At 71.1% G+C, this 24,428-nt stretch carries 25 protein-coding genes and 1 pseudogene; 10 read left to right on the forward strand and 16 right to left on the reverse strand.

Annotated elements, in window-relative coordinates:
- Nucleotides 1–13: 13 nt before the first annotated feature.
- A complete protein-coding gene (locus tag ACIHCX_RS25495) occupies nt 14–403 on the forward strand; it encodes a PLD nuclease N-terminal domain-containing protein (protein WP_400033202.1) in 390 nt (129 codons plus the stop codon).
- A 26-nt stretch (nt 404–429) separates the two neighbouring features.
- On the opposite strand, the gene ACIHCX_RS25500 is transcribed toward ACIHCX_RS25495, so the two are convergent.
- Nucleotides 430–1,197, reverse strand: a complete 768-nt coding sequence (locus ACIHCX_RS25500) for a CDP-alcohol phosphatidyltransferase family protein (RefSeq protein ID WP_400033204.1) — start codon at nt 1,195–1,197, stop codon at nt 430–432.
- A 141-nt stretch (nt 1,198–1,338) separates the two neighbouring features.
- On the opposite strand from ACIHCX_RS25500, the gene ACIHCX_RS25505 reads away from it, so the two are divergent.
- Complete coding sequence (locus tag ACIHCX_RS25505; protein WP_400033206.1) at nt 1,339–1,863, forward strand: nucleoside deaminase; 525 nt, start codon at nt 1,339–1,341, stop codon at nt 1,861–1,863.
- Here ACIHCX_RS25505 and ACIHCX_RS25510 read toward each other — a convergent pair.
- The 8 genes and pseudogenes from ACIHCX_RS25510 to hemL form a co-directional block, all read right to left on the reverse strand.
- Nucleotides 1,793–2,176: pseudogene (locus tag ACIHCX_RS25510) on the reverse strand (SRPBCC domain-containing protein); the annotation flags it as partial. The gene ACIHCX_RS25505 and the pseudogene ACIHCX_RS25510 sit on opposite strands and share 71 nt — an antisense overlap.
- A gap of 25 nt (nt 2,177–2,201) precedes the next feature.
- Complete coding sequence (gene ccsB / locus ACIHCX_RS25515; RefSeq protein ID WP_400033208.1) at nt 2,202–3,305, reverse strand: c-type cytochrome biogenesis protein CcsB; 1,104 nt, start codon at nt 3,303–3,305, stop codon at nt 2,202–2,204.
- Complete coding sequence (locus tag ACIHCX_RS25520) at nt 3,302–5,095, reverse strand: cytochrome c biogenesis protein ResB (protein WP_400033210.1); 1,794 nt, start codon at nt 5,093–5,095, stop codon at nt 3,302–3,304. Before ACIHCX_RS25520 ends, ccsB begins: the two co-directional genes overlap by 4 nt.
- Before the next feature lie 3 nt (nt 5,096–5,098).
- Entirely contained in the window at nt 5,099–5,860 is a 762-nt protein-coding gene (locus ACIHCX_RS25525; RefSeq protein ID WP_400033212.1) for a cytochrome c biogenesis CcdA family protein, read from the reverse strand.
- Nucleotides 5,861–5,866: 6 nt separating this feature from the next.
- A complete protein-coding gene (locus ACIHCX_RS25530) occupies nt 5,867–6,532 on the reverse strand; it encodes a TlpA family protein disulfide reductase (RefSeq protein ID WP_400033214.1) in 666 nt (221 codons plus the stop codon).
- Between the two features lie 66 nt (nt 6,533–6,598).
- Nucleotides 6,599–7,894 carry a hypothetical protein gene (locus ACIHCX_RS25535; RefSeq protein WP_400033216.1) on the reverse strand — a complete coding sequence of 432 codons (1,296 nt, stop codon included), beginning with the start codon at nt 7,892–7,894 and terminating at the stop codon, nt 6,599–6,601.
- Nucleotides 7,895–8,016: 122 nt separating this feature from the next.
- On the reverse strand, nt 8,017–8,718 hold the full coding sequence (locus ACIHCX_RS25540; protein WP_400033218.1) for a histidine phosphatase family protein: 702 nt from the start codon (nt 8,716–8,718) through the stop codon (nt 8,017–8,019).
- Entirely contained in the window at nt 8,715–10,031 is a 1,317-nt protein-coding gene (gene hemL / locus ACIHCX_RS25545) for a glutamate-1-semialdehyde 2,1-aminomutase (RefSeq protein WP_400033220.1), read from the reverse strand. Before hemL ends, ACIHCX_RS25540 begins: the two co-directional genes overlap by 4 nt.
- Before the next feature lie 341 nt (nt 10,032–10,372).
- On the opposite strand from hemL, the gene ACIHCX_RS25550 reads away from it, so the two are divergent.
- Nucleotides 10,373–11,011: a hypothetical protein gene (locus tag ACIHCX_RS25550; RefSeq protein ID WP_400033222.1), complete on the forward strand. Its 639-nt coding sequence runs from the start codon at nt 10,373–10,375 to the stop codon at nt 11,009–11,011.
- Nucleotides 11,012–11,324: 313 nt separating this feature from the next.
- Here ACIHCX_RS25550 and ACIHCX_RS25555 read toward each other — a convergent pair whose 3' ends face one another.
- Entirely contained in the window at nt 11,325–13,061 is a 1,737-nt protein-coding gene (locus ACIHCX_RS25555; RefSeq protein WP_400033224.1) for a DEAD/DEAH box helicase, read from the reverse strand.
- An 87-nt stretch (nt 13,062–13,148) separates the two neighbouring features.
- Entirely contained in the window at nt 13,149–13,352 is a 204-nt protein-coding gene (locus ACIHCX_RS25560; protein WP_023544341.1) for a cold-shock protein, read from the reverse strand.
- A gap of 287 nt (nt 13,353–13,639) precedes the next feature.
- Between ACIHCX_RS25560 and ACIHCX_RS25565 the strand changes: the two genes are divergently transcribed.
- Nucleotides 13,640–13,981 carry a hypothetical protein gene (locus ACIHCX_RS25565; RefSeq protein ID WP_400033227.1) on the forward strand — a complete coding sequence of 114 codons (342 nt, stop codon included), beginning with the start codon at nt 13,640–13,642 and terminating at the stop codon, nt 13,979–13,981.
- A gap of 37 nt (nt 13,982–14,018) precedes the next feature.
- On the opposite strand, the gene ACIHCX_RS25570 is transcribed toward ACIHCX_RS25565, so the two are convergent.
- The 4 genes from ACIHCX_RS25570 to ACIHCX_RS25585 all read right to left on the reverse strand — a co-directional run bounded on the left by ACIHCX_RS25570 (nt 14,019) and on the right by ACIHCX_RS25585 (nt 18,190).
- Nucleotides 14,019–15,503 (reverse strand): ATP-binding protein, encoded by a 1,485-nt coding sequence (locus ACIHCX_RS25570; protein ID WP_400033229.1) that lies wholly within the window; start codon nt 15,501–15,503, stop codon nt 14,019–14,021.
- Nucleotides 15,504–16,238: a response regulator transcription factor gene (locus ACIHCX_RS25575; RefSeq protein ID WP_400033317.1), complete on the reverse strand. Its 735-nt coding sequence runs from the start codon at nt 16,236–16,238 to the stop codon at nt 15,504–15,506.
- A gap of 183 nt (nt 16,239–16,421) precedes the next feature.
- A complete protein-coding gene (locus tag ACIHCX_RS25580) occupies nt 16,422–17,090 on the reverse strand; it encodes a CE1759 family FMN reductase (protein ID WP_400033231.1) in 669 nt (222 codons plus the stop codon).
- Nucleotides 17,087–18,190: an LLM class flavin-dependent oxidoreductase gene (locus ACIHCX_RS25585; protein ID WP_400033233.1), complete on the reverse strand. Its 1,104-nt coding sequence runs from the start codon at nt 18,188–18,190 to the stop codon at nt 17,087–17,089. The genes ACIHCX_RS25580 and ACIHCX_RS25585 overlap by 4 nt, the downstream gene beginning before the upstream one ends.
- A 122-nt stretch (nt 18,191–18,312) precedes the next feature.
- On the opposite strand from ACIHCX_RS25585, the gene ACIHCX_RS25590 reads away from it, so the two are divergent.
- From ACIHCX_RS25590 to ACIHCX_RS25600, 3 genes are all read left to right on the forward strand, one after another.
- Complete coding sequence (locus tag ACIHCX_RS25590; protein ID WP_361420948.1) at nt 18,313–18,651, forward strand: YnfA family protein; 339 nt, start codon at nt 18,313–18,315, stop codon at nt 18,649–18,651.
- A gap of 61 nt (nt 18,652–18,712) precedes the next feature.
- Nucleotides 18,713–19,489: an SDR family NAD(P)-dependent oxidoreductase gene (locus tag ACIHCX_RS25595; protein ID WP_400033236.1), complete on the forward strand. Its 777-nt coding sequence runs from the start codon at nt 18,713–18,715 to the stop codon at nt 19,487–19,489.
- Nucleotides 19,489–19,653 (forward strand): hypothetical protein, encoded by a 165-nt coding sequence (locus ACIHCX_RS25600; protein WP_400033238.1) that lies wholly within the window; start codon nt 19,489–19,491, stop codon nt 19,651–19,653. Before ACIHCX_RS25595 ends, ACIHCX_RS25600 begins: the two co-directional genes overlap by 1 nt.
- A gap of 36 nt (nt 19,654–19,689) precedes the next feature.
- Here ACIHCX_RS25600 and ACIHCX_RS25605 read toward each other — a convergent pair whose 3' ends face one another.
- The gene (locus ACIHCX_RS25605; RefSeq protein ID WP_400033240.1) at nt 19,690–20,883 is read right to left on the reverse strand and encodes an RtcB family protein; all 1,194 of its coding nucleotides are present in this window, start codon (nt 20,881–20,883) and stop codon (nt 19,690–19,692) included.
- A gap of 184 nt (nt 20,884–21,067) precedes the next feature.
- Here ACIHCX_RS25605 and ACIHCX_RS25610 point away from each other — a divergent pair, with 184 nt between their 5' ends.
- From ACIHCX_RS25610 to ACIHCX_RS25620, 3 genes are all read left to right on the forward strand, one after another.
- Nucleotides 21,068–21,952: a DUF3558 domain-containing protein gene (locus ACIHCX_RS25610; RefSeq protein ID WP_400033242.1), complete on the forward strand. Its 885-nt coding sequence runs from the start codon at nt 21,068–21,070 to the stop codon at nt 21,950–21,952.
- A 134-nt stretch (nt 21,953–22,086) separates the two neighbouring features.
- A complete protein-coding gene (locus ACIHCX_RS25615; protein WP_400033244.1) occupies nt 22,087–22,959 on the forward strand; it encodes a DUF3558 domain-containing protein in 873 nt (290 codons plus the stop codon).
- A 130-nt stretch (nt 22,960–23,089) separates the two neighbouring features.
- A complete protein-coding gene (locus ACIHCX_RS25620) occupies nt 23,090–24,385 on the forward strand; it encodes a DUF2637 domain-containing protein (RefSeq protein ID WP_400033319.1) in 1,296 nt (431 codons plus the stop codon).
- The last annotated feature ends 43 nt before the right edge of the window (nt 24,386–24,428 follow it).

A 24,428-nucleotide genomic window follows, 5' to 3' on the forward strand; every position in this document is an offset into this window, starting at 1 on the left:
GGGGGTTCTCGACATGCTCAGGGTGCTGCTCTACGTCGTGCCGCTGGCACTGACGATCTTCGCGTTCATCGACTGCCTGAACACGCCGGAGGACGAGGCCAAGCACCTTCCCAAGGTCGCCTGGGTCTTCATCATCCTGCTCTTCTGGATCGTCGGCCCGATCGTCTGGCTCGCCGCGGGCAAGGACCGCCGTCCGCCGGCGAACGGCCGCACGCCCTCGGAGTGGCACCAGAACCAGCGGCTCGATTACATCGCCCCGGACGACAACCCGGCGTTCCTGAAGTCCCTCGCCGAGGAGAACAAGAAGGACGAGGACCTGCTGAAGAACTGGGAGGCCGATCTGCGCCGCCGCGAGGAGGAACTGCGCCGCAAGGAGAACGGCGAGGAGCCGAAGAGCAGCTGAGCGGCCCCGGTCGGGGGGCGATACGGCTAGCGCAGCCGGGACGACGACAGGATCGACAGCAGGTGGGCCGGGACCATCACCCAGGTGATGGCGGCGAGGGCGATCAGCGCCCAGCGGGTGACGTCGGCTCCGCCGGTGACGGTGTCGCCGACGGCCGCGGCCAGCAGGAGCAGGGAGGCCTCGATGCCGTTGGTCACCCGGTGGATCTTGAACGCGGCGGCCAGCCGGCGCACCGTGGCCACGCCCTGCGAGCGGGGCCGGGTGGACTCGTCGTCGGCGACGGCCAGCCCGCGCCGGGCCCGGGCCACGTCGACCAGGTCGGTGGAGGCCTTCAGCAGGACCACGCCGAGGGCGGTCGCCAGGCCCAGCGACACCCAGCCGCCGAAGCCGGACCGCGCCGCGTGGAAGCCGGCGCCCACCATCAGAGCGGCGTCCGCGAGGTAGGCGCCGAGCCGGTCGACGTAGATGCCGACGGCGCTGTTCTGGCCCTTCCAACGGGCGACCTCGCCGTCCGCGCAGTCGAAGAGCAGGAAGAGCTGCATCAGCACGACGGCCAGGACGGGACCGGTCAGGCCCGGGATCAGCAGCGCCGCCCCGGAGGCCATCCCGCACCCGACCATGGTCCAGGTCAGCTGGTCGGGGGTGACGGGGGTGCGCACCAGCTGCCGGGTCAGGCGCAGCGAGATCCTCCGCATGTACAGGCGCCCCGCCCAGTGCTCGCCGTTGCGGCTCGCCAGTTTCGCCTGCGGCTGGCAGACCTCCCGCAGCTCCTCCAGGACCGGAGCAGCACCCATGACCGTTTCCTCCCACCCACCGAACCCGACTGCCGCGCACGCGGCGATGATCGGGTCAGGGTACAGAGTGCGGAGCGCGCGGTTTCCGGGGGCGTGCGCCGGGCCGTTGCCGTGGGGCGGGCGCGTCAGCACAGTGAGTGCATGGATCGGGAACAGGCACGTTCATGGCTCGCCACCGCCCTCGCCGAGGCCCGCGCCGGGCTGGCCGAAGGGGGCGTCCCCATCGGTGCCGCGCTCTACGGAGCCGACGGCACCCTGCTCGGCCGCGGCCGCAACCGCCGCGTCCAGGACGACGACCCGTCGACGCACGCGGAGACGGCGGCGTTCCGTGCCGCGGGACGGCAGCGCTCGTACCGCGGCACGACGATGGTGACCACGCTCTCGCCCTGCTGGTACTGCAGCGGGCTGGTCCGTCAGTTCGGCATCGCGCGGGTGGTGATCGGTGAGACGGCCACGTTCCGGGGCGGGCACGCGTGGCTCGCGGAGCACGGTGTGGAGATCGTGGTCCTGGACGACGCGGAGTGCGTCGCGTTGATGCGGGACTTCATCGAGCAGCATCCGGACCTGTGGAACGAGGACATTGGCGAGCCACCACTTCGATCAGACGTTCGAAGCGACTCCGCCAGCGTCGCTCCGTCTCCGCCTCGCCCCGGAACTCGTGGGTGAAGCGGAGCACGGAACCGTCCTCCCCGTCGCGCTCCAGATGGAAGCGGACGCGGCCGCCGCCCTCCACGGTGTACTCGGCGACCCGGTCCACGTCCCACGCGGTGATCCGCCCGCTGCCCAGGCCCCGCAGGCTCACCGCGCCGCCGAGCCTAGGTTCCAGCTCGTCGGCGCCGGTGAACCAGCGCGCCAGCCCCTCCGGTGTGGTCAGCTCCGGCCAGACCTGGTCCATGGGCCTCGGGAGCCGCACCAGGAAGGTGAGCAGGTGCGTGTTCCCGTGGATCCGGCTGGTGCCCTGTTCGATGGAACCGGTCATGACACCAGTGTCACCGAGGGGCCGGTCAGACGCCCGAGTACGAGTGCTTGCCGCTGACGAAGATGTTCACGCCGTAGTAGTTGAACAGCCAGCAGCCGAACGCGATCAGCGCGATGTAGGCCGCCTTGCGGCCCTTCCAGCCGGCCGTGGAGCGGGCGTGCAGGTAGCAGGCGTAGGCGACCCAGGTGATGAAGGCCCAGGTCTCCTTGGGGTCCCAGCCCCAGTAGCGGCCCCAGGCGGACTCGGCCCAGATGGCGCCCGCGATGATCGTGAACGTCCACAGCGGGAAGACGGCGGCGTTGACGCGGTAGGAGAACTTGTCCAGGGACGCCGAGGCGGGCAGCCGCTCCAGGACGGAGGTCGCGAAGCGGCCGGGCTTCCCGCCGGAGGCGAGCTTGTTCTCGTAGGAGTCCTTGAACAGGTACAGCAGGGTGCCGACGGCGCCGACGTAGAAGACCGCGCCGCAGAAGATCGCGGTGGAGACGTGGATGTACAGCCAGTACGAGTGCAGGGCGGGGACCAGCTGGTCGCTCGCCGTGTAGAGCACGGTGACCGCGAGGCCGAGGTCGAGCAGGACGGTGGTGGTCAGGAACAGGCCGAGCCAGCGCACGTTCTTCTTCAGCGCGAGCAGCAGCAGGTAGACGCCGACCGCGACCGTGGAGAAGGTGATGTTGAACTCGTACATGTTGCCCCACGGCGCCCGCTGCACGGAGGCCGCGCGGGCGACCACGCCGCCGAGCGCGAGGAGGAAGCCGAGGACGCTGAGGGACACCGCGATCCGGCCGTACAGGTCGCCCTTCTCGTCGCCGCCGTGCGCGCCGGGCCCGTCGGGCACGTCACGGGCGCCGGCGGCGGACCGTACGACCACCTGGGGGCGCTCCAGCACGGCGGTGCTCCCGGCGGACTTCACCGTCACCGCCGGGCCCTGCGCCTTGGCCGCGCCGCCCTCGGTGGTCAGCGCGGCGGCCGTGCGGGCCACCTTGCTGCGGCTGCCGAAGAGCCACTCGGTGATGTACGCGAAGAAGGCCAGGGTGTAGACGGCCATCGCGGAGTAGATCAGCGTGTTGCTGATGTTGGCCAGGTTCTCGTTGGTCGCCGTGGCGAGCTCTGTTGCGGCGGCGAGAGTCACTTCTCCTCAGCCCCTTCGGCGGGTACGGGGGTGCCGGCGTCCGGCTCCCGGTCGGGGTCGGCGTCGGCCTGTGCAGGCGCCTTGTCGTGGACGAGGGCGGCCAGGTCGCCGAGCTCCTCGGGGAGTTTCGCGGACTCGCTGCGGCCCAGGCCCGCCATCTCGACGACGGTCACGCCGTCGGCGCCCCGCACGGCGCGCACCCAGACGCGGCGGCGCTGGATGAACAGCGAGCCGGCCAGTCCGGCGATGGCGGCGAGCGCTCCGGTGAGCGCCCAGCCGGTGCCCGGCTGCTGCACGATCTGGAAGCCGGCCCACTCCTTGATGTCCTTGTCGAAGGTGATGGAGCCGGCGCCGTTGGGCAGCGTCATGGTCTCGCCGGGCAGCAGCCGGGCGGCCACGGGGTTGCCCTTGGCGTCCTTGAACTGCTTGAGGTTCGGGTTCTTGGTGTCGAGCTGGTAGACGTTCTGCGGCACGCCCGCGTCGACGCCCAGGTCGCCGTGGTACCCGGTCAGCGCGAGGACAGGGAAGTCCAGCGCGGGGAACTGGGAGAACATCGTGCCCTTGCCGGCACCGGCGAAGGTCGGCACGAAGAACGCGGAGAAGCCGAGCTGCTCGGACTTGCCCTGGGCGTTCTTGTAGCCGTCGAGCACCTTGATCGCGCCCTGCGAGGTGACGTTGGGGTCGACCGGCAGCAGCGGCACGGCCTGGTGGTAGACCACGTTGCCCTTGCCGTCCCGGACGGTGACGGTGGGGGCGTAGCCGTGGCTGACGAGGTAGACCCGGGCCTCGTCGACGGTCAGCGGGTGGTTGGGCGAGATGCTGGCGTTCCGCTCCTCGCCGTGGGCGCCCAGGCTGTAGGCGATGTCCGCCCGGTACACGCGCGGCGTGCCCTTCTGCGGGCCGGTGCGCTCGTAGGTACCGGTGAACTTCTTCAGGTTGAAGCTGAAGGGCACCAGGTCGTCGTCGTTGAAGAGGTTGCCGGACTTGAAGTCGTCGTACTGGGTGAGGGTGTTGGCGAAGCCGTCGCCCTCGACGATCAGCTTGTTGCCCTCGGTCTTGTACAACTGGCCCCAGGCGAAGGCGATCAGCATCACGATCAGCGCGATGTGGAAGACGAGGTTGCCGGCCTCGCGCAGATAGCCCTTCTCGGCGGCGACGGCGTCGCCTTCGGGGTGGGCGCGGAAGCGGCGCTGCTTGAGGATCCTCAGCGCGGCCTCGCGGACCTCCTCGGGGGCGGCGGCGGTGCGCCAGGTGGTGTACGCGGGCAGCCGGGTCATCCGCTTGGGGGCGCCCGGCGGGCGGCTGCGCAGTTGGCCGACGAACTGCCAGGTGCGCGGCACGATGCAGCCGATGAGGGAGACGAACAGCAGGATGTAGATCGCGGAGAACCACACCGAGCTGTAGACGTGGAACAGGCCGAGCTTGTCGTAGATCGGCGCGAGCACGGTGTGCGCCTGCCGGAAGGCCTCGACCTTCAGCGCGTCGGTGCCGCTCTGCGGGATCAGCGAGCCGGGGACCGCGCCGAGGGAGAGCAGGAACAGCAGCATCAGCGCGACCCGCATGGAGGTGAGCTGCCGCCAGAACCAGCGGAGCCAGCCGAAGACCTCCCGCCAGGTCCAGGCGAGCCGGCCGGCCAGTCCGGGCGCCCGGTTGCCGCCGAAGGAGCCGGGGACGGATGTCTCGGCGGGGGCGGTGGACAGCTGGGAGCCGGCAGCGCCGAGGTCCTCGTCGCCGGGCGGCACCACCGCCGGGCTCCCGTCGTCCGTCGTACTGGTTGGCGTCTTGCTCATGGATCAGATCCCCACAGTGAAGCCGGTGGACCAGGTCTGCATCTCCTGCACCAGCCGGTCCCAGGCGCCGGTGAGCAGCAGCACGCCGGTCACGATCATCATCGTGCCGCCGGCGCGCATCACCCAGACATAGTGGCGCTTGACCCAGCCGAAGGCTCCCAGCGCCTTGCGGAAGGCGATCGCGGTCAGCACGAACGGAATGCCGAGGCCGGCGCAGTAGGCGACGGTCAGCAGGGCGCCGCGGCCGGCGCTGGCCTGGGTGGAGGAGAGCGCCACCACGGAGGCGAGGGTCGGGCCGATGCACGGGGTCCAGCCGACTCCGAACAGGGCCCCGAGGAGGGGTGCGCCCACCAGGCCCGTGGTGGGGCGCGTGTGGAAGCGGAACTCGCGCTGGGTCAGCCAGGGCATCAGGCCCATGAAGAAGACGCCCATGAGGATCATGAGCACGCCCAGCACCTTGGACAGGGTGCCCTTGTAGTCCTGGAGGGTCTGCCCGAAGAAGCCGAACAGTGCCCCGCCGGAGACGAAGACCACGGTGAAGCCGAGGACGAAGAGGCAGGCGCCGACGGCCATCCGGCCGCGCCGGGCCTCCGCCAGGTCCGTGCCGGTGACTCCGGTCACATAGGAGAGGTAGCCGGGCACGAGCGGCAGGACACAGGGGGAGAAGAAGGAGACGAGCCCCCCGAGTACGGCGACGGGCAGCGCGAGCAGCAGGGCTCCGCTGAACACCGTCTGGTTGGGATCAGTGGCTGCGGCCAGTAGCACGGCGGCTCACTTCTCCGCGACGACCGGGTCGAGCATCTTGCGCAGCTTGTCCTCGCTGAGCGCCTGGAGAGCGCGCGCGGCGATCTTCCCGTCCCGGTCGACGATGATCGTGGTGGGGATCATCTGCGGGTTCAGGGTGCCCTTCTGGAAGCGGAGCATGAGCTTGCCGGTCGGGTCGTACAGGCTCGGGTACGGCACGTCGAACTGCTTCTCGAACGCGAGGGCCGGCTGAGTGCTGGAGTCCCGCGTGTTGATGCCGACGAACTGCACGCCCTTGCCGGCGGTGTCCTTGGCCACCTTCACCAGGTTGGGCGCCTCGGCCCGGCACGGCGAGCACCAGGAGCCCCAGACGTTCAGGACGACGACCTGGCCCTTGTAGGCGCCCATGTCGAGCTGCTTGCCCTCGAGGCTCTTGCCGGACAGGTCGGGAGCGGGCTTGCGGTCGGCCTTCGGCACGGTCGCGATGCCGTCGGCGCCGGTGATGAAGTTGGTGTTGCCCGAGCCGCCGGAGGTGCCGCCGGAGCCGCAGGCGGACAGGGCGAGTGCCAGGGCGGCGCTCCCGGCGGCGAGCAGGGCGGCGCGGCCACGGACGCGGCTCGGACGCGTGCGGTGCGGACGGGGCGTGCGGTTCGCCCGGTTCGAGCACTGGGGGGCACGACTGACGGCACTCATGTGAAAAGTTTCGCATGCCCCTTCCGGGGATCTTGCGCACCCCCCTCACGGCAGGAAAAGCGCATTTCAGGCGGCCTTCGAAGGGGCCTTGGCAGGTGCCGTGCCGGTGCCTGCGGCGTCCTCGAGGAACTCCTTCCAGCCGCCCGCCGGCCGCTGCCCCACGTCGAGGGTGCGCAGCTTGGCGAGCACCTCGGGCCTCTGCACGTCCATCCAGTCGACGAACTGCCGGAAGGAGACCATGCGCACGTCGGCGCCCTTCTCCCGCTCCCGCGCGATGTGCTGGAAGGCCTCTTCGACGGCGTCCATGTAGATGCCGCCGTTCCACTGTTCGAAGTGGTTGCCTATGAAGTACGGCGCCCGGTTCGTCTCGTATGCCCGCTTGAAGCCCTGGATGTAGGCCTGCCCGGACTGCTTGCGCCAGCCCGGGTAGTTGTAGGCGGGGGCGTTGGTGGAGTTGACCGACTGGTTGGCGAGCATGTTGTAGTCCATCGAGAGGACCTCGAACCTGTGCCCGGGGAACGGTATCTGCTGCAACGGCAGGTCCCAGATGCCCAGCCGCTTGTCCGGCCAGACCTGGCGGCCGCCGGGCGAGGACGCGTCGTAGCGCCAGCCGAGCTCGCGGGCCGTGGGCAGCAGCCGGTTCTGGCCGAGCAGGCAGGGGGTGCGGCCGCCGACGAGTTCCTTGTCGTAGTCGAAGGGCAGCGCGGGCAGGTCGCTCCAGCCGGTGTTGGTCCGCCACTGCTTCACGAAGCCCTTGGCCTGGTCGATCTCGCTGCGCCACTGCCGGGGCGTCCAGCCCGCGACCGAGCCGCCGCCGGAGCAGAAGTGGCCGTTGAAGTGGGTGCCGATCTCGTGGCCCTCGAGCCAGGCGCGGCGGACGTTGGTGAGCGTGGCCCTGACGTGCTCGTCGGTCAGGTAGCCGATGTCGGAGGCGCCGCGCGGGTTGTTCGGCGGGTCGTACAGACGCTTCTTCGACTCCGGCAGCAGATAGAGCCCGGAGAGGAAGAAGGTCATGTGCGCCTCGTGCTCCTTGGCGAGGTCCAGGAAGCGCGGGAACAGCCCGTTGCCGACCTCGCCGGCCCCGTCCCAGGAGAAGACGACGAACTGCGGCGGGGTCTGGCCCGGCTCCAGCGGGACCGGCGCGGCCGGCTGGTGCGGCTGCCTGCCGGTGAACGAGGTCGAGCCGTCGCCTATGGGACGCACGGGGGGTGTCGTCCGCGCACTCGGCGTGGGCGTGCTCGCACGGGGGGAGGCGGCGCTGCCCCGGGCCGGGGACTCGACCGTGCCGCAGCCCGCGAGCCCGGCGGCCGCCGCGGCGCCCGCGCCGAGGCCGAGTAGTCCCCTTCGGGAGAAGGTGCGCATGGAGATCCCCGATTCGTCACTGCCGCTGATGGTCACTCACTCAGAGGCAGTGACGAACGCGGGGGTTCCGCGAACCAATATGAACTTCACAACAAGCGCACAGGCAAAGGCGGAGTGCTGCCTTACGCGCCGAACGCCTTGCCCTGCCCCTTCACCGGCTTGGCACCCGCGAGGAGATGGGCCGGCACCAGGTCACGGGCCGGCTCGGTGTAGCCGACGGAGACGATCCGGTCGCCCCGGAAGGTGAACGTCGTCAGCGAGGCGAGCGTGCACTGCCGCTTGCGCGGGTCGTGCCACAGCCGCCGCCGCTCGACGTAGGAGCGCACGATCCAGATCGGCAGCTGGTGGCTGACGAGCACCGCCTCGTGCCCGCGCGCCCTGTCCTTGGCCGTGTGCAGCGCGCCCATCATGCGCACCACCTGGTCGAGGTACGGCTCGCCCCAGGACGGCTTGAACGGGTTGACCACGTGCTTCCAGTTGGCGGGCCGGCGCAGCGCGCCGTCGCCCACGCCGAAGGTCTTGCCCTGGAAGACGTTGGCCGCCTCGATCAGCCGCTCGTCGGTGGCCAGGTCGAGTCCGTGCGCCTTCGCTATCGGCGTCGCCGTCTCCTGCGCCCGCTCCAGCGGGGAGGCGACGACGTAGGTGATGTCGCGCGGGGCGAGGTGCTCGGCGACCCGCTCGGCCATCTTCCGGCCCAGCTCGGACAGGTGGTAGCCGGGCAGCCGCCCGTACAGGATCCCGTCCGGGTTCTCGACCTCGCCGTGCCGCATCAGGTGGACGACGGTGATGTCGTCCTGGCCGTTCGTCTCGGGGGCGTCGCTCATGCCGTCGCCTCCGCCGCCGCACGGGCCGCCGCCGGAAGGGCGTCGGCGATCCGCTCGAGTGCCCGCTCGTCGTGCGCGGTGGAGACGAACCAGGACTCGAAGGACGACGGCGGCAGATAGACGCCGTTCTCCAGCATCGCGTGGAAGAACGCGGTGAAGCGGAACGACTCCTGCGCCTTGGCGTCCTCGTAGTCGCGCACCGGGCGGTCCGTGAAGAACACGGAGAACATGTTGGAGGCGTTCTGCAGGGTGTGCGCCACGCCCTCCTTGGTCAGCGCCTCGGAGACCAAGGCCTGGATCTGCCGCGAGACGGAGTCGACCGTGGTGTACGCGACGTCGTCGAGCAGGCGCAGCTGGGCGAGCCCGGCGGCGGTGGCAACAGGGTTCCCGGAGAGGGTTCCGGCCTGGTAGACGGGCCCGGCGGGGGCGAGGCGCGCCATGACGTCGGCGCGTCCGCCGAACGCGGCGGCCGGGAATCCGCCGCCCATCACCTTCCCGAAGGTCATCAGGTCGGGCTCGACGCCGTCGACGCCGTACCACCCGGCCCGGCTGGTGCGAAAGCCCGTCATGACCTCGTCGGAGATGTACAGGGCGCCGCCCGCGGCGCAGAGGTCCTTGAGCCCCTGGTTGAACCCGGGCAGCGGCGGCACCACGCCCATGTTGCCGGGCGAGGCCTCGGTGATCACGCAGGCGATCTCGCCCGGGTGCGCGGCGAAGGCGGCACGCACCGCGTCGAGGTCGTTGTACGGCAGCACGATCGTGTCGCCGGCCTGCGCGCCGGTGACGCCGGGGGTGTCGGGCAGGGCGAAGGTGGCGACCCCCGACCCGGCCGCGGCGAGGAGCGAGTCGACGTGTCCGTGGTAGCACCCGGCGAACTTGATCACCTTGGACCGCCGGGTGAACCCGCGGGCGAGCCGGATCGCGGACATGGTGGCCTCGGTCCCGCTGGAGACCAGCCGCACCCGCTCCAGCGGGCCGACCCGGTCCACCATCTCCTCGGCGAGCGCGACCTCGCCCTCACCGGGCGTCCCGAAGGACGTGCCGTGCACGACCGCCTCCTGCACGGCGGCGATCACCTCGGGGTGCGCGTGCCCGAGGATCATCGGACCCCAGGAGCACACGAGGTCGACGTACTCCCGTCCGTCGGCGTCCTTCAGGTACGGACCGCTGCCGGAGACCATGAACCGGGGCGTACCGCCCACGGCGCGGAAGGCGCGCACCGGCGAGTTCACGCCGCCGGGCGTGACGGCCGCCGCACGGTCGAACAGCGCCTGCGAGACAGGGGCTTCGTAGGAATAGGGCAGTTCGCTCATGACCTGCGACTTCTCCGATTTCTCGGGGGTTCTCCGAATACGGTGGGCAGTGACCTGTTCAGGGTAGGCCAGCGACGGGGGCGGACCGGGGGCGGTGCGGCCAGGACCGGCCGGATCCAGGTGCGGCGAACGGCGGATTCGCGGATTCGGAGCGACCCATCTGCGAAACTGGGCTCCGCGTACGTATGGACAAGCGAAGGGTCGTGTCGGGGACCGTCCGGATCCCGCGGGCAGATGGTTGGGCGCACGTTTCGGCGGGCGGCCGCGGGGGAGGTCACTGACACGATGATCGGGTTGCGCAGCGGGCGCCACGCGTCCTAGAAAAGCAGTCGGGTGGAGATATGCATCGCGGTGGCGGACTGGGCGAGGGGACTGACGGCCTGGGTCCTCGACGTGCCCGGCGGGGAAGGCACCGGCGCGACGCTGAGGAAGCGAGCGAAGCACGCCAGGCACGGGATGTACCGAGTGAGTCCGAGCGGAAGGACCGGCGAGGCGACCGCCGGGCCGAGCTGCTGGGAGCAGGGAGCAGGAATGGTGGTCGGGTGGGGGTGACGTACAAGTACTTCGGCGCGCCCGACGGTGCGACGGCGGCCCGCGTCCCGATCTCGATGCGGCCCGAGGAACTCGGCGGCGACGAGCTCGGCATGGGCGGCATGTTCACCAAGATCAAGCCGGAGACGATGGCCGCCATGGTGCTGACCGGCATCGAGGGCGTGCCCCTGCACAAGGTGCCACCGCTGGAACTGGTCGTCCTGCACCCCGACTACGCGGTCGTGAAACTCCCGACGACCGCGGTCGACCCCCTGCGCGACATCGGCGAGGAAGCGGTCGGCGCGGCCGCCTTCATCTGGTCGACGGTCCCGGACCGCGGCGGCCCACGCGACGCGTTCAACGTGTACCAGCTGCTCCACGAGTGGCAGGACTTCAGCCACCGCCTGCACGAGGCGGGCCACCAGCCGTACTGCCTGGTGTGGCCCTGACCTAGGGTTTCGCGGAGTTCGGGCGGGGCTTTCGGGTCCCGCCCCGTGCCGGGTGGGGCCGTCAGACGGCCGGGGCGCGCGAGCACGCCCCGCACACGTCACCGGCGGTCCTGCGCCGACGCCGTGTCGAGGCCGCGCCGACGTCGTACTAGTGCCGCGACAGGCAACGTTTGCCCCGTCGCGACGCCCGGCACGCCCTCTCGCCGCACCGGCCGAAAGCCCGAGTACATCCAGTACGAGGACTTCCGGCCGGCACACCGAGAGCACGCACCGGACGCCGCTCCTTGACGGGCAAACGTTGCCCGCCGCGGCACTAGGTCGCGGAGCCGCGCCGGTCGCCCCGGCGGTCGGAGCCGCGGCCACCGGCGCCGGAGGAACCGCGGCCGCCCGTGCCGGAGGAGCCGGGTGTGGCTCCGCCGGACGACGGGCGGCGGCCGGAGCCGCGGGCCGTCTTGCCGGAGGCGGAGCCGGAGCCGGTCGTGGCCCGGCGGCCGGAACCGCGGCCGCCCGTTCCGCCCGCGGCGTTCTGGGCCCCGTCGGCTCCCGCCCGGCGGGCGGCACCGCGACCGCCGGACGCGGAGGCGCCGTCGGCCGCACCGGCCGACGCGCGGCGGTTCCGGCCGCCCGTGCCGGTGGCGGCGCCCGTCGCCGGTCCCGCCCCGGCGCCGTTGCGGCGCCGTCGGCCGGAGCGCCTGCCGGGCTCGGTGCCGGCCTTGCGGTCCGGGCTGGACGCCGGCGGCGTCGCGGGCTGGGGCACCTCGATGGTGACGGCCACGCCGGAGGGCTCGCGGGCACCGGTGAGGGTGGCCAGTGCCACGTCGCTCGACTTGATGCTCGCCGTCCGGGGACGGATGCCCGCGTCCGACATGAGCCGGGTGACGTCCCGCTTCTGGTCGGGCAGGACCAGCGTGACCACGCTGCCGGAACCGCCGGCGCGAGCCGTGCGGCCGCCCCGGTGGAGGTAGTCCTTGTGGTCGGTGGGGGGATCGACGTTCACCACGAGGTCGAGGTTGTCGACGTGTATGCCCCGGGCCGCGACGTTCGTCGCCACCAACGCGGTGACCTGGCCGTTCTTGAACTGTTCCAGGGTGCGGTTGCGCTGCGGCTGCGAGCGGCCGCCGTGCAGTGCCGCCGCGCGGACACCGACGGCGAGGAGGCGCTTGGCAAGCCGGTCGGCGGACCTCTTGGTGTCGAGGAAGAGGATGACCCGGCCGTCACGGGCCGCGATGCGCGTGGTGACCGCCTTCTTGTCGGTCTCGTCCTGGACGTGGAGCACGTGGTGCTCCATGGTGGTCACCGCTCCCGCGGACGGGTCCACGGAGTGCACCACCGGGTCGGTCAGGAACCGCTGCACCAGCCGGTCGATGTTGCCGTCGAGGGTGGCCGAGAAGAGCATGCGCTGCCCGTCCGGCCGCACCTGCTGGATCAGCTTGGTGATCTGCGGCAGGAACCCCATGTCGGTCATCTGGTCGGCTTCGTCCAGCACCGTGATCCGTACGCCGTCGAGTACGCAGTCCCCGCGTTCCACGAGGTCGTTGAGCCGGCCGGGGGTCGCCACGAGCACCTCGGCGCCGCGCCGGAGCGCACCGGCCTGCTTCGTGATGGACAGCCCGCCGACGACGGTGGCCAGCCGGAGGTTCACGGCCGACGCATAGGGGGCCAGCGCGTCCGCGACCTGCTGGGCGAGTTCGCGGGTGGGCACCAGCACGAGGGCGAGGGGCGCCTTGGGCTGCGCGCGCTGTCCGGCCGTGCGGGCCAGGAGCGCCAGCCCGAACGCGAGGGTCTTGCCGGAACCGGTACGTCCGCGTCCCAGCAGGTCACGGCCGGCGAGGGAGTTGGGGAGCGTGGCGGCCTGGATGGGGAAGGGCGTGGTCACGCCCTGCTCGGCAAGGGTCTTCAGCAGCCCCACGGGCATGTCCAGACCGGCGAAGTCCTCGACGGCGGGAAGAGCGGGCGTCCTGCTCTCCGGCAGCCGGAACTCCCTCGGCGACGCGGAGGACGGGGATGATGAGGCACGCCGGTTGTTCGGCTTCTGGGGTCTGCGGGACATGCGGTGGTCGGCCTTCCTCGAAACAGCACAAACCGGGGTCAGCACCATGTCGGTGCCGACCCCGGTGAGCAGATACGCGCCCGGCGATCAGGCGGGGACGATGTTCTCCGCCTGCGGGCCCTTCTGGCCCTGCGTGACGTCGAAGGAGACCCGCTGGCCCTCCTGGAGCTCACGGAAGCCCTGGGTCGCGATGTTCGAGTAGTGAGCGAAGACGTCGGGGCCGCCGCCGTCCTGCTGGATGAAGCCGAAACCCTTTTCGGCGTTGAACCACTTCACGGTTCCCTGTGCCATGACTTTCTCCTTCTGTAGGCAGAGGCCCCATCCGGAGATGCCGGAAAACAAATAATGCGCCCAGAGGAGAAACATTCCCGTCAGGCGCACATAGGTTCATGGGTACCACAACTGCAACGTCCAAACGGTAACACAGTCCGGCGGGCCCGCGCCGGGTCGACGGTGGAACCGAAGGTGACGATGACGTGGCGGTCGGACACGGCCGGTGACTGAGCGAGTTTCCCTCCGGCAGCGGCCCTACGTACTGTAGGGGGTCGGCTCGCCACTCAACCACCGACGGGGGACCCATGCAGGAAGCACGTGGTACGGGGCGGCCCGGTGCTTCGCCCGGGGAGAACGGGCAGGGCGGGCTCGGGCCGACCGTCGTCCTGCTCGTCGTCAGTCTCACCATCGCCGCCGTCGGCGTCTATCTGCTGTGCGGCTTCGGGCTGCACAGCCTCAACCCGCGGCCGCGGCTGTTCCGGGCCGGTTTCGCCACGGCCGGGGTGATCGTCGCCGTGGTGGCGGCCGGCGCGGCGGTGGGGAACCTGGCGTGGCTGCTGACGGCGTCCCGCAGACACACGGCCGCGGGCGGCGCCCCACGCGGCGCGTCCGCCGAAGGCCGGCGCGCCGCGCGGGCCGCCGAGTAGACCCGGCCGCTCCCCACCGAGTGGACCCGGTTCCACCTCAGGTGCCGCGGTCCGGGTCCCGGGCCGGACCGCGGGGCCCGGTCGCCCCTCCGCCCGTGTCGTGGTGGCCCCGTTGGGCGCCCGCGGTGAACCCGATGACCGATCCGCCGCCCTCGCGGCGGAACGCGAACGGCGCGCCGCCGTGGGCCAGGGCCACCTCGCGGACGATGGACAGGCCGAGGCCGGATCCGGGCAGGGAACGGGCGTCGGCGGCGCGGTAGAAGCGGTCGAAGACGCGTATCAGGTCGCCGGCGGCGATACCTGGCCCGCGGTCGAGGACCTCGACGCGGACCATGCCCGGCCGTGCGGGTCCGGCGACGGCGATCTCGATGGGTGCCGTGCCCGCGCGGTCGAACTTGACGGCGTTCTCCACGAGGTTGGACAGGGCCCGCTGGAGCATGCCCGGCCGGCCCTGGATCGTGGTGTCTCCGCTGGAGCGGACCACGATGTCGCGTCCGCTGCGCCGGCGCGCCAGCCCCGCGACGTCCTCGGCGATGTCGGCGATGTCGACCCGCTGCACGGGCTCGGTGTCGGACTGCCCGGCCGCGAGGTCGACCAGTTCGTTGACCAGGTCGGTCAGTTCGCGGGCCTCCTGGGTCAGGTCGGCGACCAGTTCCTCGCGGGTGGCGGGCGGCAGTTCGTCGATGCGGCGCAGCAGGGAGATGTTCGTGCGCAGGGAGGTCAGCGGTGTCCGCAGTTCGTGGCCCGCGTCCTGGACCAGGCGGCGCTGGTCCTCCTCGGACTGGGCGAGCCGGCCCAGCATGCGGTCGAAGGAGCGGCCGAGGCGGCCCACCTCGTCGTAGCCGGTGACGGGCACCTCGACGCCGAGTCGCCGGGTGCGGGCGACGTCCTCGGCGGCGGAGGTGAGGACCACCAGCCGGCGTGTGATGCGGCGGGCCAGCCACCAGCCGCACAGGCCGGCGGCGACCACCACGGCGCCCATCAGGATCAGGGTGCGCTGCTGGAGCGCGCGCAGCAGGTCCTCGGTGTCGCTGAACTCCTGGGCGACCTGCACGGCGCCGTGGCCCTTGCCGAGGGCGACGGTCGCGACCCGGTACACCTCGCCCCCGACGACCACGTCCTTGTACTCGACGGCCTTGCCGGCCTTCGCGGCGGCGGCGACGGCCTTGTCCTGGGCGGTCACGGGCAACGGTGGTGTGCCGTGGTCGACGATCTCGCCGTGGGCGCCGAGCACCTGCACGTTGGTGCGGTTGGGCCGCACCAGCTCGTGCCCGGGGCGGGAGGAGGTGAAGTCCGCGGGCATCAGCTGGTAGCGCCGCACCTCGTCCTGTACGTCCTGGACGACCTGCGTGAACACCGACTGCTGGTCCACCCGCACCAGCCGGGCGGCGGAGTTGTACGACAGGATGCCGACGAGGACGGTGACAGCGGCGGTCACCGCGGCGAACGACACCGCGAACGTGGTCCGCAGCGACGACAGCCGGGGCCGCGGTCTGTCCAGCAGCCGCGCGAGGCGGCCCACTCAGTCCTCCCGGAGCACGTAGCCCACGCCTCGGACCGTGTGGATCAGCTGCGGCGCGTTCGGCTCGTCGAGCTTGCGGCGCAGGTAGCCGACGTAGACGGCGAGGTTCTTGGAGCCGGGGCCGAAGTCGTAGCCCCAGATCCGGTCGTAGATGGTGGAGTGGTCGAGCACGATCCCGGCGTTGCGGACGAGCAGTTCGAGCAGTTCGAACTCGGTGCGGGTCAGCTCCAGCTCGCGCGTGCCCCGCCACACCCGGCGGGCCTGGAGGTCCATGCGGATCCCGGCCGCCTCGATCTGCCGCTCGGGCACCTGCGGCTCCTTCGCGGATACGTCCCCCGCGCCGGCCGCGCCGGCCGCGCCGCCCGAGCCGACGCCGACCGGGCTGGTGCGGCGCAGCAGGGCGCGCAGCCGGGCGAAGACCTCCTCGACGTCGAACGGCTTGACGACGTAGTCGTCGGCTCCGGCGTCCAGGCCGGCGATCCGGTCGGCGGTCTCCACCAGGGCGGTGAGCATGAGGATCGGGGTGCGGTCGCCCTCGGCCCGCAGCACCCGGCAGACCTGGAGGCCGTCGATGCCCGGCATCATCACGTCGAGGAGGAGGACGTCCGGCGGGTTCTTGTGGGCCTGGGCGAGTGCCTCGACGCCGTCGGCGACCGCTGTCACGTCGTAGCCCTCCAGTGTCAGGGCACGCTCCAGGGCGTGACGGATGGCACGGTCGTCTTCGGCGAGGAGCACAGTCTGAGGCACCCGTCCAGTCTGCCAAGGCCGCGGGCCCGCAGCCGAGACGAATGGGCCTACGATCACCCTTTTTACCCGCCTCTCACCGACTCGGGGGCAACGCGGCGGGCCGTCTACCGTCCTCTCACCGGCGGCGGCATCGTTGGCCCGCCCGTGTCCTTCCCGAGCAGCACGAACGCGTCACTTCCTCAGCGCCGCCAGCTGCTCCGCGAACGGCACCACCGTGAACCCGCCGGCCTGCGCGGGCGCGGCCTGCTCCGGCACGGAGGCCTGATCCGGGGCGGAGGCCTGCTCCGGCACGGTGGGCCGCTCCGGCCGCCGGCTCGCCGACAGCCCCGTCATCAGCGCCGCCAGCTCCCGCGCGGCCCGCGCGATCCGCTCGGGCAGGCCCTCGGCGCCCCAGTCCTCGGAGGCGGCGTAGACGCCGGTGGGGATGACGACGGCCTTCAGGTACGCGAAGAGCGGGCGCAGCGCGTGGTCGAGGACCAGGGAGTGCCGGGCGGTGCCGCCGGTCGCGGCGATCAGCACCGGCTTGCCGGCCAGCGCGCTCTCGTCCCGTACCCCGAGCACGTCGAAGAAGGACTTGAACAGTCCGCTGTAGGAGGCGGAGAACACCGGCGTGACGACGATCAGCCCGTCCGCCTCCGCGACCGCGTCCAGCGCGTCGGCCAGGGCCGGGCCGGGGAAACCGCCGGTGAAGTTGTGCGCGATCTCCACGGCCAGGTCCCGCAGTTCGATCACGCGCACGTCCGCCGCGGCGTGCTCGGCGGTCGCGGCCGCCAGCCGGTCGGCCAGCAGCCGGGTGGAGGACGGGACGCTCAGCCCCGCCGAGACGACGACGAGCCTCATACGGTGCTCACCTCTTCCTCGTTCCCGGGCCGGCTCGCGGCCGGCAGGGATCCATGGGTCGGCGCGTCCGGCACGCCCGCCGGGCGACCCTTGGCGAACTCCTCGCGCAGTACCGGCACGACCTCCTCGCCGAGCAGGTCGATCTGCTCCAGCACGGTCTTCAGGGGCAGGCCCGCGTGGTCCATCAGGAACAGCTGGCGCTGGTAGTCGCCGGCGTACTCGCGGAAGGACAGCGTCTTCTCGATGACCTGCTGCGGGGAGCCGACGGTCAGCGGGGTCTGGGCGGTGAAGTCCTCCAGGGAGGGCCCGTGGCCGTAGACCGGCGCGTTGTCGAAGTAGGGACGGAACTCGCGGACCGCGTCCTGGGAGTTCCTGCGCATGAACACCTGGCCGCCGAGCCCGACGATCGCCTGCTCGGGCGTGCCGTGCCCGTAGTGGGCGTACCGCGCCCGGTACAGCTCGATCATCCGCTTGGTGTGGTCGGCCGGCCAGAAGATGTTGTTGTGGAAGAAGCCGTCGCCGTAGTACGCGGCCTGCTCGGCGATCTCCGGGGAGCGGATGGAGCCGTGCCAGACGAAGGGCGGTACGCCGTCCAGCGGGCGGGGCGTGGACGTGAAGCCCTGCAGAGGCGTGCGGAACTTCCCCTCCCAGTCGACGACGTCCTCGCGCCACAGCCGGTGCAGCAGGGCGTAGTTCTCGACGGCGAGGTTGATGCCCTGCCGGATGTCCTGCCCGAACCAGGGGTAGACCGGGCCGGTGTTGCCGCGGCCCATCATCAGGTCCACCCGCCCGTCGGCCAGGTGCTGGAGCATCGCGAAGTCCTCGGCGATCTTCACCGGGTCGTTGGTGGTGATCAGGGTGGTGGAGGTGGACAGGACCAGCCGCTCCGTGCGCGCGGCTATATAGCCGAGCATGGTGGTCGGGGACGACGGCACGAACGGCGGGTTGTGGTGCTCACCGGTCGCGAAGACGTCCAGGCCGACCTCCTCGGCCTTCAGCGCGATGGCGACCATGGCCTTGATCCGCTCGCGCTCGGTCGGCGTACGCCCCGTGGTGGGGTCCGGCGTGACGTCGCCCACGCTGAAGATCCCGAACTGCATGGCCACTCACCCTCCAAGTTGTTGACGGTTCAACTATACCTGCCCAACCGTCCCCGTTCCGGAAGTATTCCGCCCCTCCCCCGCACGACGACCGAGCAGAGGGGTCGTGCGAGGCTGCCCCCATGCTGATCCTCCGCTCCGCCGCCCTCTTCGTCGTCGCCGCGTTGTTCGAGATCGGCGGCGCCTGGCTGGTCTGGCAGGGCGTGCGCGAACACCGCGGCTGGATGTGGGCCGCCGGCGGCGTCCTCGCGCTCGGCGCGTACGGCTTCGTCGCCACTTTCCAGCCCGACGCCCACTTCGGCCGCGTCCTCGCCGCCTACGGCGGGATCTTCGTCGCCGGTTCGATCCTGTGGGGCATGGTCGCCGACGGCTACCGGCCCGACCGCTGGGACGTGACCGGCGTGCTGGTCTGCCTGGCCGGCATGGCCGTGATCATGTGGGCACCACGGAACGGCGGCTGACCTTCACCTACTCTGGGCAGAGCGACCGAACGCACCACACCTCCGCCCCGAGGAGCCGCCCATGGCCACCGCCGCCCCGTCCGCCGCCTCCCGCATCGCCGTCGTGACCGGTGCGAGCAGCGGCATCGGCGCCGCCACGGCCCGGCAGCTCGCGGCCGCCGGCTACCGGGTCGTCCTGACCGCCCGCCGCAAGGACCGCATCGAGGCGCTGGCCGAGGAGATCAACGCGGCCGGCCACTCCGCCGCCGCCTACCAGCTGGACGTCACCGACCGCGCGGCGGTGGACGAGTTCGCCACGGCCTTCAGCGCGATCGGTGTCCTGGTCAACAACGCGGGCGGGGCGCTGGGCGCCGACCCCGTCGCCACCGGCGACCCGGCCGACTGGCGCACCATGTACGAGACGAACGTCCTCGGCACCCTCAACCTCACCCAGGCCCTCCTGCCCCGGCTGGAGGCCAGTGGCGACGGCACGGTGGTCGTGGTCTCCTCCACCGCCGGCCACGGCACCTACGAGGGCGGCGGCGGCTACGTCGCCGCCAAGCACGGCGCCCACGTCCTCGCCGAGACCCTCCGCCTGGAGATCGTCGGCAGGCCGGTCAGGGTCATCGAGATCGCCCCCGGCATGGTCAGGACGGACGAGTTCGCCCTCACCCGCTTCGGCGGCGACCGGGAGAAGGCCGCCAAGGTCTACGCCGGCGTGGCCGAGCCCCTGACCGCCGACGACGTGGCCGACACCATCACCTGGGCGGTCACCCGCCCCAGCCACGTCAACATCGACCTCCTCGTCGTCCGCCCCCGGGCCCAGGCGTCGAACTCCAAGGTCCACCGGGAGCTGTGATGGTCGACGACCGCGACGACGACCGCGACCGGGAGGCGGAGCGCGCCCGGCTCGCCCTGGAGAAGAAGCGCGAACGGTACGTCTGGTACTACCTCGGCTACTTCCTCTTCGGCATCCACGTCGTCGCCTTCGTCATGATCTACGCGGTCCGCCACGCCAAGTAGCCGTACGGGCCGGGCGTACGACCACGACCGAGGGCCTCAGCCCTTCACGCAGACGACCTGCCTCAGCTTCGCCACGACCTCCACGAGGTCCCGCTGCTGGTCGATGACCTGCTCGATCGGCTTGTAGGCGCCCGGGATCTCGTCGACGACGCCGGAGTCCTTGCGGCACTCCACACCCCGCGTCTGCTCCTCCAGGTCCTTGGTCGAGAAGCGGCGCTTGGCGGCGTTGCGGCTCATGCGCCGACCGGCGCCGTGCGACGCGGAGTTGAAGGACTGCTCGTTTCCGAGGCCCCTGACGATGTACGAACCGGTGCCCATGGAGCCCGGGATGATGCCGTACTCCCCGGCCCTGGCGCTGATCGCTCCCTTGCGGGTGACGAGAAGGTCCACGCCCTCGTAGCGCTCACGGTTCACGTAGTTGTGGTGGCAGCTCACCTCGGGCTCGAAGGTCACCCTGGCCTTCTTGAACTCCCTGCGGACCACGTCCTTCAGGAGCGCCATCATGATCGCGCGGTTGTACCTCGCGTACTCCTGGGCCCAGTACAGGTCGTGCTCGTACGCCGCCATCTGCGGTGTGTCCGCCACGAAGACGGCGAGGTCGCGGTCGACCAGACCCTGGTTGTACGCGAGTTTCTGGGCCACGCCGATGTGGTGCTCGGCGAGTTCCTTGCCGATGTTGCGGGAGCCGGAGTGCAGCATGAGCCACACCGACTGGGACTCGTCGACGCAGACCTCCACGAAGTGGTTTCCGCTACCCAGCGTCCCCATCTGCTTCGTGGCGCGCTCCTGGCGGAAGCGCACCGCCTCGGCCACCCCGTCGAACCGCCCCCAGAACCCGTCCCACCCCGCGGTGGCCAGGCCGTGGAAACGTCCCGGGTCGACGGGATCGCCGTGCATCCCCCGCCCCACCGGGATCGCCTGCTCGATCTTCGAGCGGAGGCGGGACAGGTCGCCGGGGAGGTCGCCGGCGCGCAGCGAGGTCTTCACGGCCGACATTCCGCAGCCGATGTCCACGCCCACCGCCGCCGGGCAGACCGCGCCCCGCATCGCGATGACCGAGCCGACCGTCGCGCCCTTGCCGTAGTGCACGTCCGGCATGACGGCGAGGCCCTTGATCCACGGGAGGGTCGCGACATTGCGAAGCTGCTGCATCGCCACGCCCTCGACGGTCGCCGGGTCGGCCCACATGCGGATCGGGACCTTCGCGCCCGGTATCTCCACATACGACATATCGCCCTCATTCCCCCGAAAGGACACAGAAATCCAGAAACGCAATACCGGCGCCAAGGTCGACGAAACAGGACATCGGACCGGCGTCCACGGCAGTGCGTGCGATACACATTGTCTCCGGAGAGCGGCCCCGCCCGGCAAGCGAATAACCAGCGGGGCCATCGAAAGCGAGAGGAGCCTGACCGTGCTGCGGAAGGCGTACGTACCCGGTGCTGCCGCGCTCCTCGCGGCGCTGCTGCTGGGCGGCTGCACCGGCGGTTCGTCGAGTGGCGGCCGGGCGGACAACGCCAACCCCGGCGGCGCCGACGTGACGACGCCGGCGGCCCAGCCGGGCCGGTACCGGACGCTTCCGGAGGCCTGTCACGCGGTCGGCGACAGCACCCTCGACGCGCTGCTGCCCGGCATCAGGCAGATCACGGACGCGGACCAGCGGGAGAAGGCCTACGCGGGCCAGGCGACGCTCACGTACGACACCGACCGCAAGGTCGGATGCCGCTGGAAGGTGGAGTCCCCGGACGCCACCGACCACCTCTACGTCGACTTCGAGCGGGTCGTCTCCTACGACAACACCGTCAGCGACGACACCCAGGCCGAGTCGGTCTTCGCCACCAAACGGGCCGCCGCCGACCTTCCCGAGCCGACCGCCGGCGGGAACTCCGCCTCCACGACGGAGTCCAAGGCCGCCTCCGACTCCGGCAGCACCCCGTCGCCCTCGTCGCCCTCGTCGTCCTCGGCGTCTCCATCGCCTTCGTCGTCCTCGTCGTCCTCGCCCTCCCCCGGCTCCCCTTCCTCCTCCGAGGCCGCCTCCGGCGACGCCGCTCCGGCCGACCTCCAGCCCCGGATCCTGAGCGGTCTCGGCGACGAGGCGTTCCTCGACGACGTCCTCGGCAGCGCCGGTTCGACCGCCGGGCAGCGCACCGTGACTGTGGCATTTCGCACGTCCAACGTGGTCGTGACCATCGTCTACGAGGAGCAGCCGGCGACCGTCGGCGTGGTCCCGGACAGCGAGGAAATGCAGGACAAGGCAAGGAAACTGGCGGCTCGGCTGGACGATTCACTGGGTGGTTGACGGCCCCCGCGCGACACCCACCGCCTCCGCGCTCAGGACGGCGAAAGAGACCGCACATCTGTCTCACCGCGTACGGTGGCCCCTCGGACCCGATCCCGACCGCAGGAACCACGAGCGTGATGAGTGAAGGAACCATGCAGCGAGAAGAGCGAGCCCCGCGCGCGAAGCGTCCGAACCGCGTCCTTGTCTGCGCGATATCCGTCCCCGTGATGCTGCTGGCCGCGGCCTGCTCCTCCTCGGACTCCGGTTCCGGTTCCGGTGCCCAGCAGACTCCGGCGGGCGACGTGAAGGGCTCCGCGAGCGCGAGCCCGTCACCGACGGTACAGGCGGCGGCGTACGGGAAGCTGCCCCAGGCCTGCAAGGTGCTCTCCGACAAGACGCTCGGTGAACTGGTCCCGAAGGGCGTGAAATCGGGCAAGGAGAGCTCCTCCAGCGACCTCTCCGCGCGCGCCGGATGTTCCTGGACCAGCCTGGACAACAACGGCGTGAAGGGCTCTCAGTTCCGCTGGCTCAACGTGTCACTGCTGCGTTTCACCTCTGACGCCACCCGCGGCACGGGCGAGAAGCAGGCGCATGAGTTCTACCAGCGGCAGGTGCAGGACGCGCAGCACGTGGCGGACGCGCAGCACGTGACGTCGGAGCCGGTGTCCGGGACGGGCGACGAGGCCACGGTGGTGCGCTACGACCTGAAGAAGAAGGAAGGCGCCTTCAAGCAGCAGACGGTCGTGGCGCGGGCGGAGAACGTGGTCGTCACCCTCGACTACAACGGCGCCGGTCTGGCCGGCGACAAGACCCCGAACGCCGACGACCTGACGAAGGCCGCACAGAAGGCGGCCAAGGAGGCGGTGTCCGCGGTCGCGACGGCGAACGGCGCGTCCGGCGGTGCGGCGCCGAGCAGCTCCTCGTCCTCCTCGTCCACCGCGTCCCCCTCCGCCTCCTCGTCTCACTCGGCGTCCAAGTCCCCCGCGAAGTCGGCCTCGCCGTCGAAGTCGGCGTCCAACGGCTGACCCAGGGACGGCCCGTGGAAGCGGAGCAACCGGACCGGTACTCCACCCCTCGCACAGATGTGCCACTCTGTTGCGCGCAACAACACGCAAGGGGAGGGAGTTACCGGTGGCCACGCCACAGCTGACCCGGATGCACCGCGTTCTCATCGGCGTGGTCGTCGCGGGTGCCGTGATCATCGCCGGTATCGGCTTCGCGGGTTCGTACGCGGCCGTCCGTGAACTGGCCATCAAGAAGGGCTTCGGGAACTTCAGTTATGTCTTCCCGATCGGCATCGACGCGGGCATCTGCGTGCTGCTCGCCCTGGATCTGCTGCTGACCTGGATCCGGATCCCCTTCCCGCTGCTGCGCCAGACCGCGTGGCTGCTGACGCTGGCCACGATCGCCTTCAACGGCGCCGCCGCCTGGCCGGACCCGCTGGGCGTGGGCATGCACGCGGTGATCCCGGTGCTGTTCGTGGTCGCCGTGGAGGCGGCCCGGCACGCGATCGGCCGGATCGCGGACATCACGGCGGACAAGCACATGGAGGGCGTCCGCCTGACCCGCTGGCTGCTCTCCCCCGTGCCCACCTTCCTGCTGTGGCGGCGGATGAAGCTGTGGGAGCTGCGCTCCTACGACCAGGTCATCAAGCTGGAACAGGAACGTCTCGTCTACCAGGCCCGGTTGCGCTCCCGCTTCGGCCGGGCCTGGCGCCGCAAGGCCCCGGTGGAGTCCCTGATGCCGCTGCGTCTCGCCCGGTACGGCGTCCCCCTGGGGGAGACGGCCCCCGCGGGCCTGGCGGCGGCGGGCATAGAACTCCCGGCGCTCCTGCCGGCACCCGCTCCCGCTCCGGCGGCGCCTCAGAGCGAGCAGCTCCCCGAGTTGGCCCCCGCTCCCCACGCCGAACAGCCCGAACACGCTCCCGCGCAGGTACCGGCAGCCGATCCGGAGGCGAACCCCTGGTTGCATGCCAGGGACCCCCAGCAGATCGAGTACCAGGGCGACTACGACCCCACCTACGAGCCGCCCTTCGACCCTCAGTACGCCGAGGAGCAGTACGCGGCCTGGTACGAGCAGGAGCAGTACCAGAAGGACCAGTACCAGCAGGAGCAGCACCCACAGGAAGTGCTCCCCCAGAACCAGTTCCCCGAGGAGCAGCCCTTCCCCGAGGAATCCCCGTCGGAGACGACCGGCAGCTTCCCCATCCCCTCGGGCCCGGGTCGCACCCGTGAGCTCGGAGAGGGCGGCGGTGTCCCGGAACCGACCGAGGAAGACTTCTACCTGGTCTTCAAGAAGTCGATCGACGGCAGCTACCCCACCTCGGGCCAGCTGAAGGACGACGTGGAGGCGACGTACGGCATCTCACTCCCGCAGCGTGACGCGGACCGCATGGTCAATCGCTTCACGAACCGCCACACGGCGGAACTGCAGGACGACCACATCGCCTGAACCTCGCACCGCGGAACACGAACGAGGGGCCCTCGCATGAGGG

It is taken from the genome of Streptomyces sp. NPDC052043 (assembly GCF_044548235.1).
Classification (GTDB): Bacteria; Actinomycetota; Actinomycetes; order Streptomycetales; family Streptomycetaceae; genus Streptomyces.

Excerpts from the sequence above, each read along its gene's own strand:
- ACIHCX_RS25555 (WP_400033224.1), bottom strand. The coding sequence starts at position 13,061 with ATGTCCCGCAGACCCCAGAAGCCGAACAACCGGCGTGCCTCATCATCC.
- ACIHCX_RS25500 (WP_400033204.1), bottom strand. The coding sequence starts at position 1,197 with ATGGGTGCTGCTCCGGTCCTGGAGGAGCTGCGGGAGGTCTGCCAGCCG.
- ACIHCX_RS25605 (WP_400033240.1), bottom strand. The coding sequence starts at position 20,883 with ATGTCGTATGTGGAGATACCGGGCGCGAAGGTCCCGATCCGCATGTGG.
- ACIHCX_RS25520 (WP_400033210.1), bottom strand. The coding sequence starts at position 5,095 with ATGAGCAAGACGCCAACCAGTACGACGGACGACGGGAGCCCGGCGGTG.
- ACIHCX_RS25495 (WP_400033202.1), top strand. The coding sequence starts at position 14 with ATGCTCAGGGTGCTGCTCTACGTCGTGCCGCTGGCACTGACGATCTTC.
- ACIHCX_RS25560 (WP_023544341.1), bottom strand. The coding sequence starts at position 13,352 with ATGGCACAGGGAACCGTGAAGTGGTTCAACGCCGAAAAGGGTTTCGGC.
- ACIHCX_RS25590 (WP_361420948.1), top strand. The coding sequence starts at position 18,313 with ATGCTGATCCTCCGCTCCGCCGCCCTCTTCGTCGTCGCCGCGTTGTTC.
- hemL (WP_400033220.1), bottom strand. The coding sequence starts at position 10,031 with ATGAGCGAACTGCCCTATTCCTACGAAGCCCCTGTCTCGCAGGCGCTG.
- ACIHCX_RS25595 (WP_400033236.1), top strand. The coding sequence starts at position 18,713 with ATGGCCACCGCCGCCCCGTCCGCCGCCTCCCGCATCGCCGTCGTGACC.
- ACIHCX_RS25530 (WP_400033214.1), bottom strand. The coding sequence starts at position 6,532 with ATGAGTGCCGTCAGTCGTGCCCCCCAGTGCTCGAACCGGGCGAACCGC.
- ACIHCX_RS25620 (WP_400033319.1), top strand. The coding sequence starts at position 23,090 with ATGCACCGCGTTCTCATCGGCGTGGTCGTCGCGGGTGCCGTGATCATC.
- ACIHCX_RS25580 (WP_400033231.1), bottom strand. The coding sequence starts at position 17,090 with ATGAGGCTCGTCGTCGTCTCGGCGGGGCTGAGCGTCCCGTCCTCCACC.
- ACIHCX_RS25550 (WP_400033222.1), top strand. The coding sequence starts at position 10,373 with ATGCATCGCGGTGGCGGACTGGGCGAGGGGACTGACGGCCTGGGTCCT.
- ACIHCX_RS25505 (WP_400033206.1), top strand. The coding sequence starts at position 1,339 with ATGGATCGGGAACAGGCACGTTCATGGCTCGCCACCGCCCTCGCCGAG.
- ACIHCX_RS25540 (WP_400033218.1), bottom strand. The coding sequence starts at position 8,718 with ATGAGCGACGCCCCCGAGACGAACGGCCAGGACGACATCACCGTCGTC.
- ACIHCX_RS25535 (WP_400033216.1), bottom strand. The coding sequence starts at position 7,894 with ATGCGCACCTTCTCCCGAAGGGGACTACTCGGCCTCGGCGCGGGCGCC.
- ACIHCX_RS25565 (WP_400033227.1), top strand. The coding sequence starts at position 13,640 with ATGCAGGAAGCACGTGGTACGGGGCGGCCCGGTGCTTCGCCCGGGGAG.
- ACIHCX_RS25600 (WP_400033238.1), top strand. The coding sequence starts at position 19,489 with ATGGTCGACGACCGCGACGACGACCGCGACCGGGAGGCGGAGCGCGCC.
- ACIHCX_RS25585 (WP_400033233.1), bottom strand. The coding sequence starts at position 18,190 with ATGCAGTTCGGGATCTTCAGCGTGGGCGACGTCACGCCGGACCCCACC.
- ACIHCX_RS25615 (WP_400033244.1), top strand. The coding sequence starts at position 22,087 with ATGCAGCGAGAAGAGCGAGCCCCGCGCGCGAAGCGTCCGAACCGCGTC.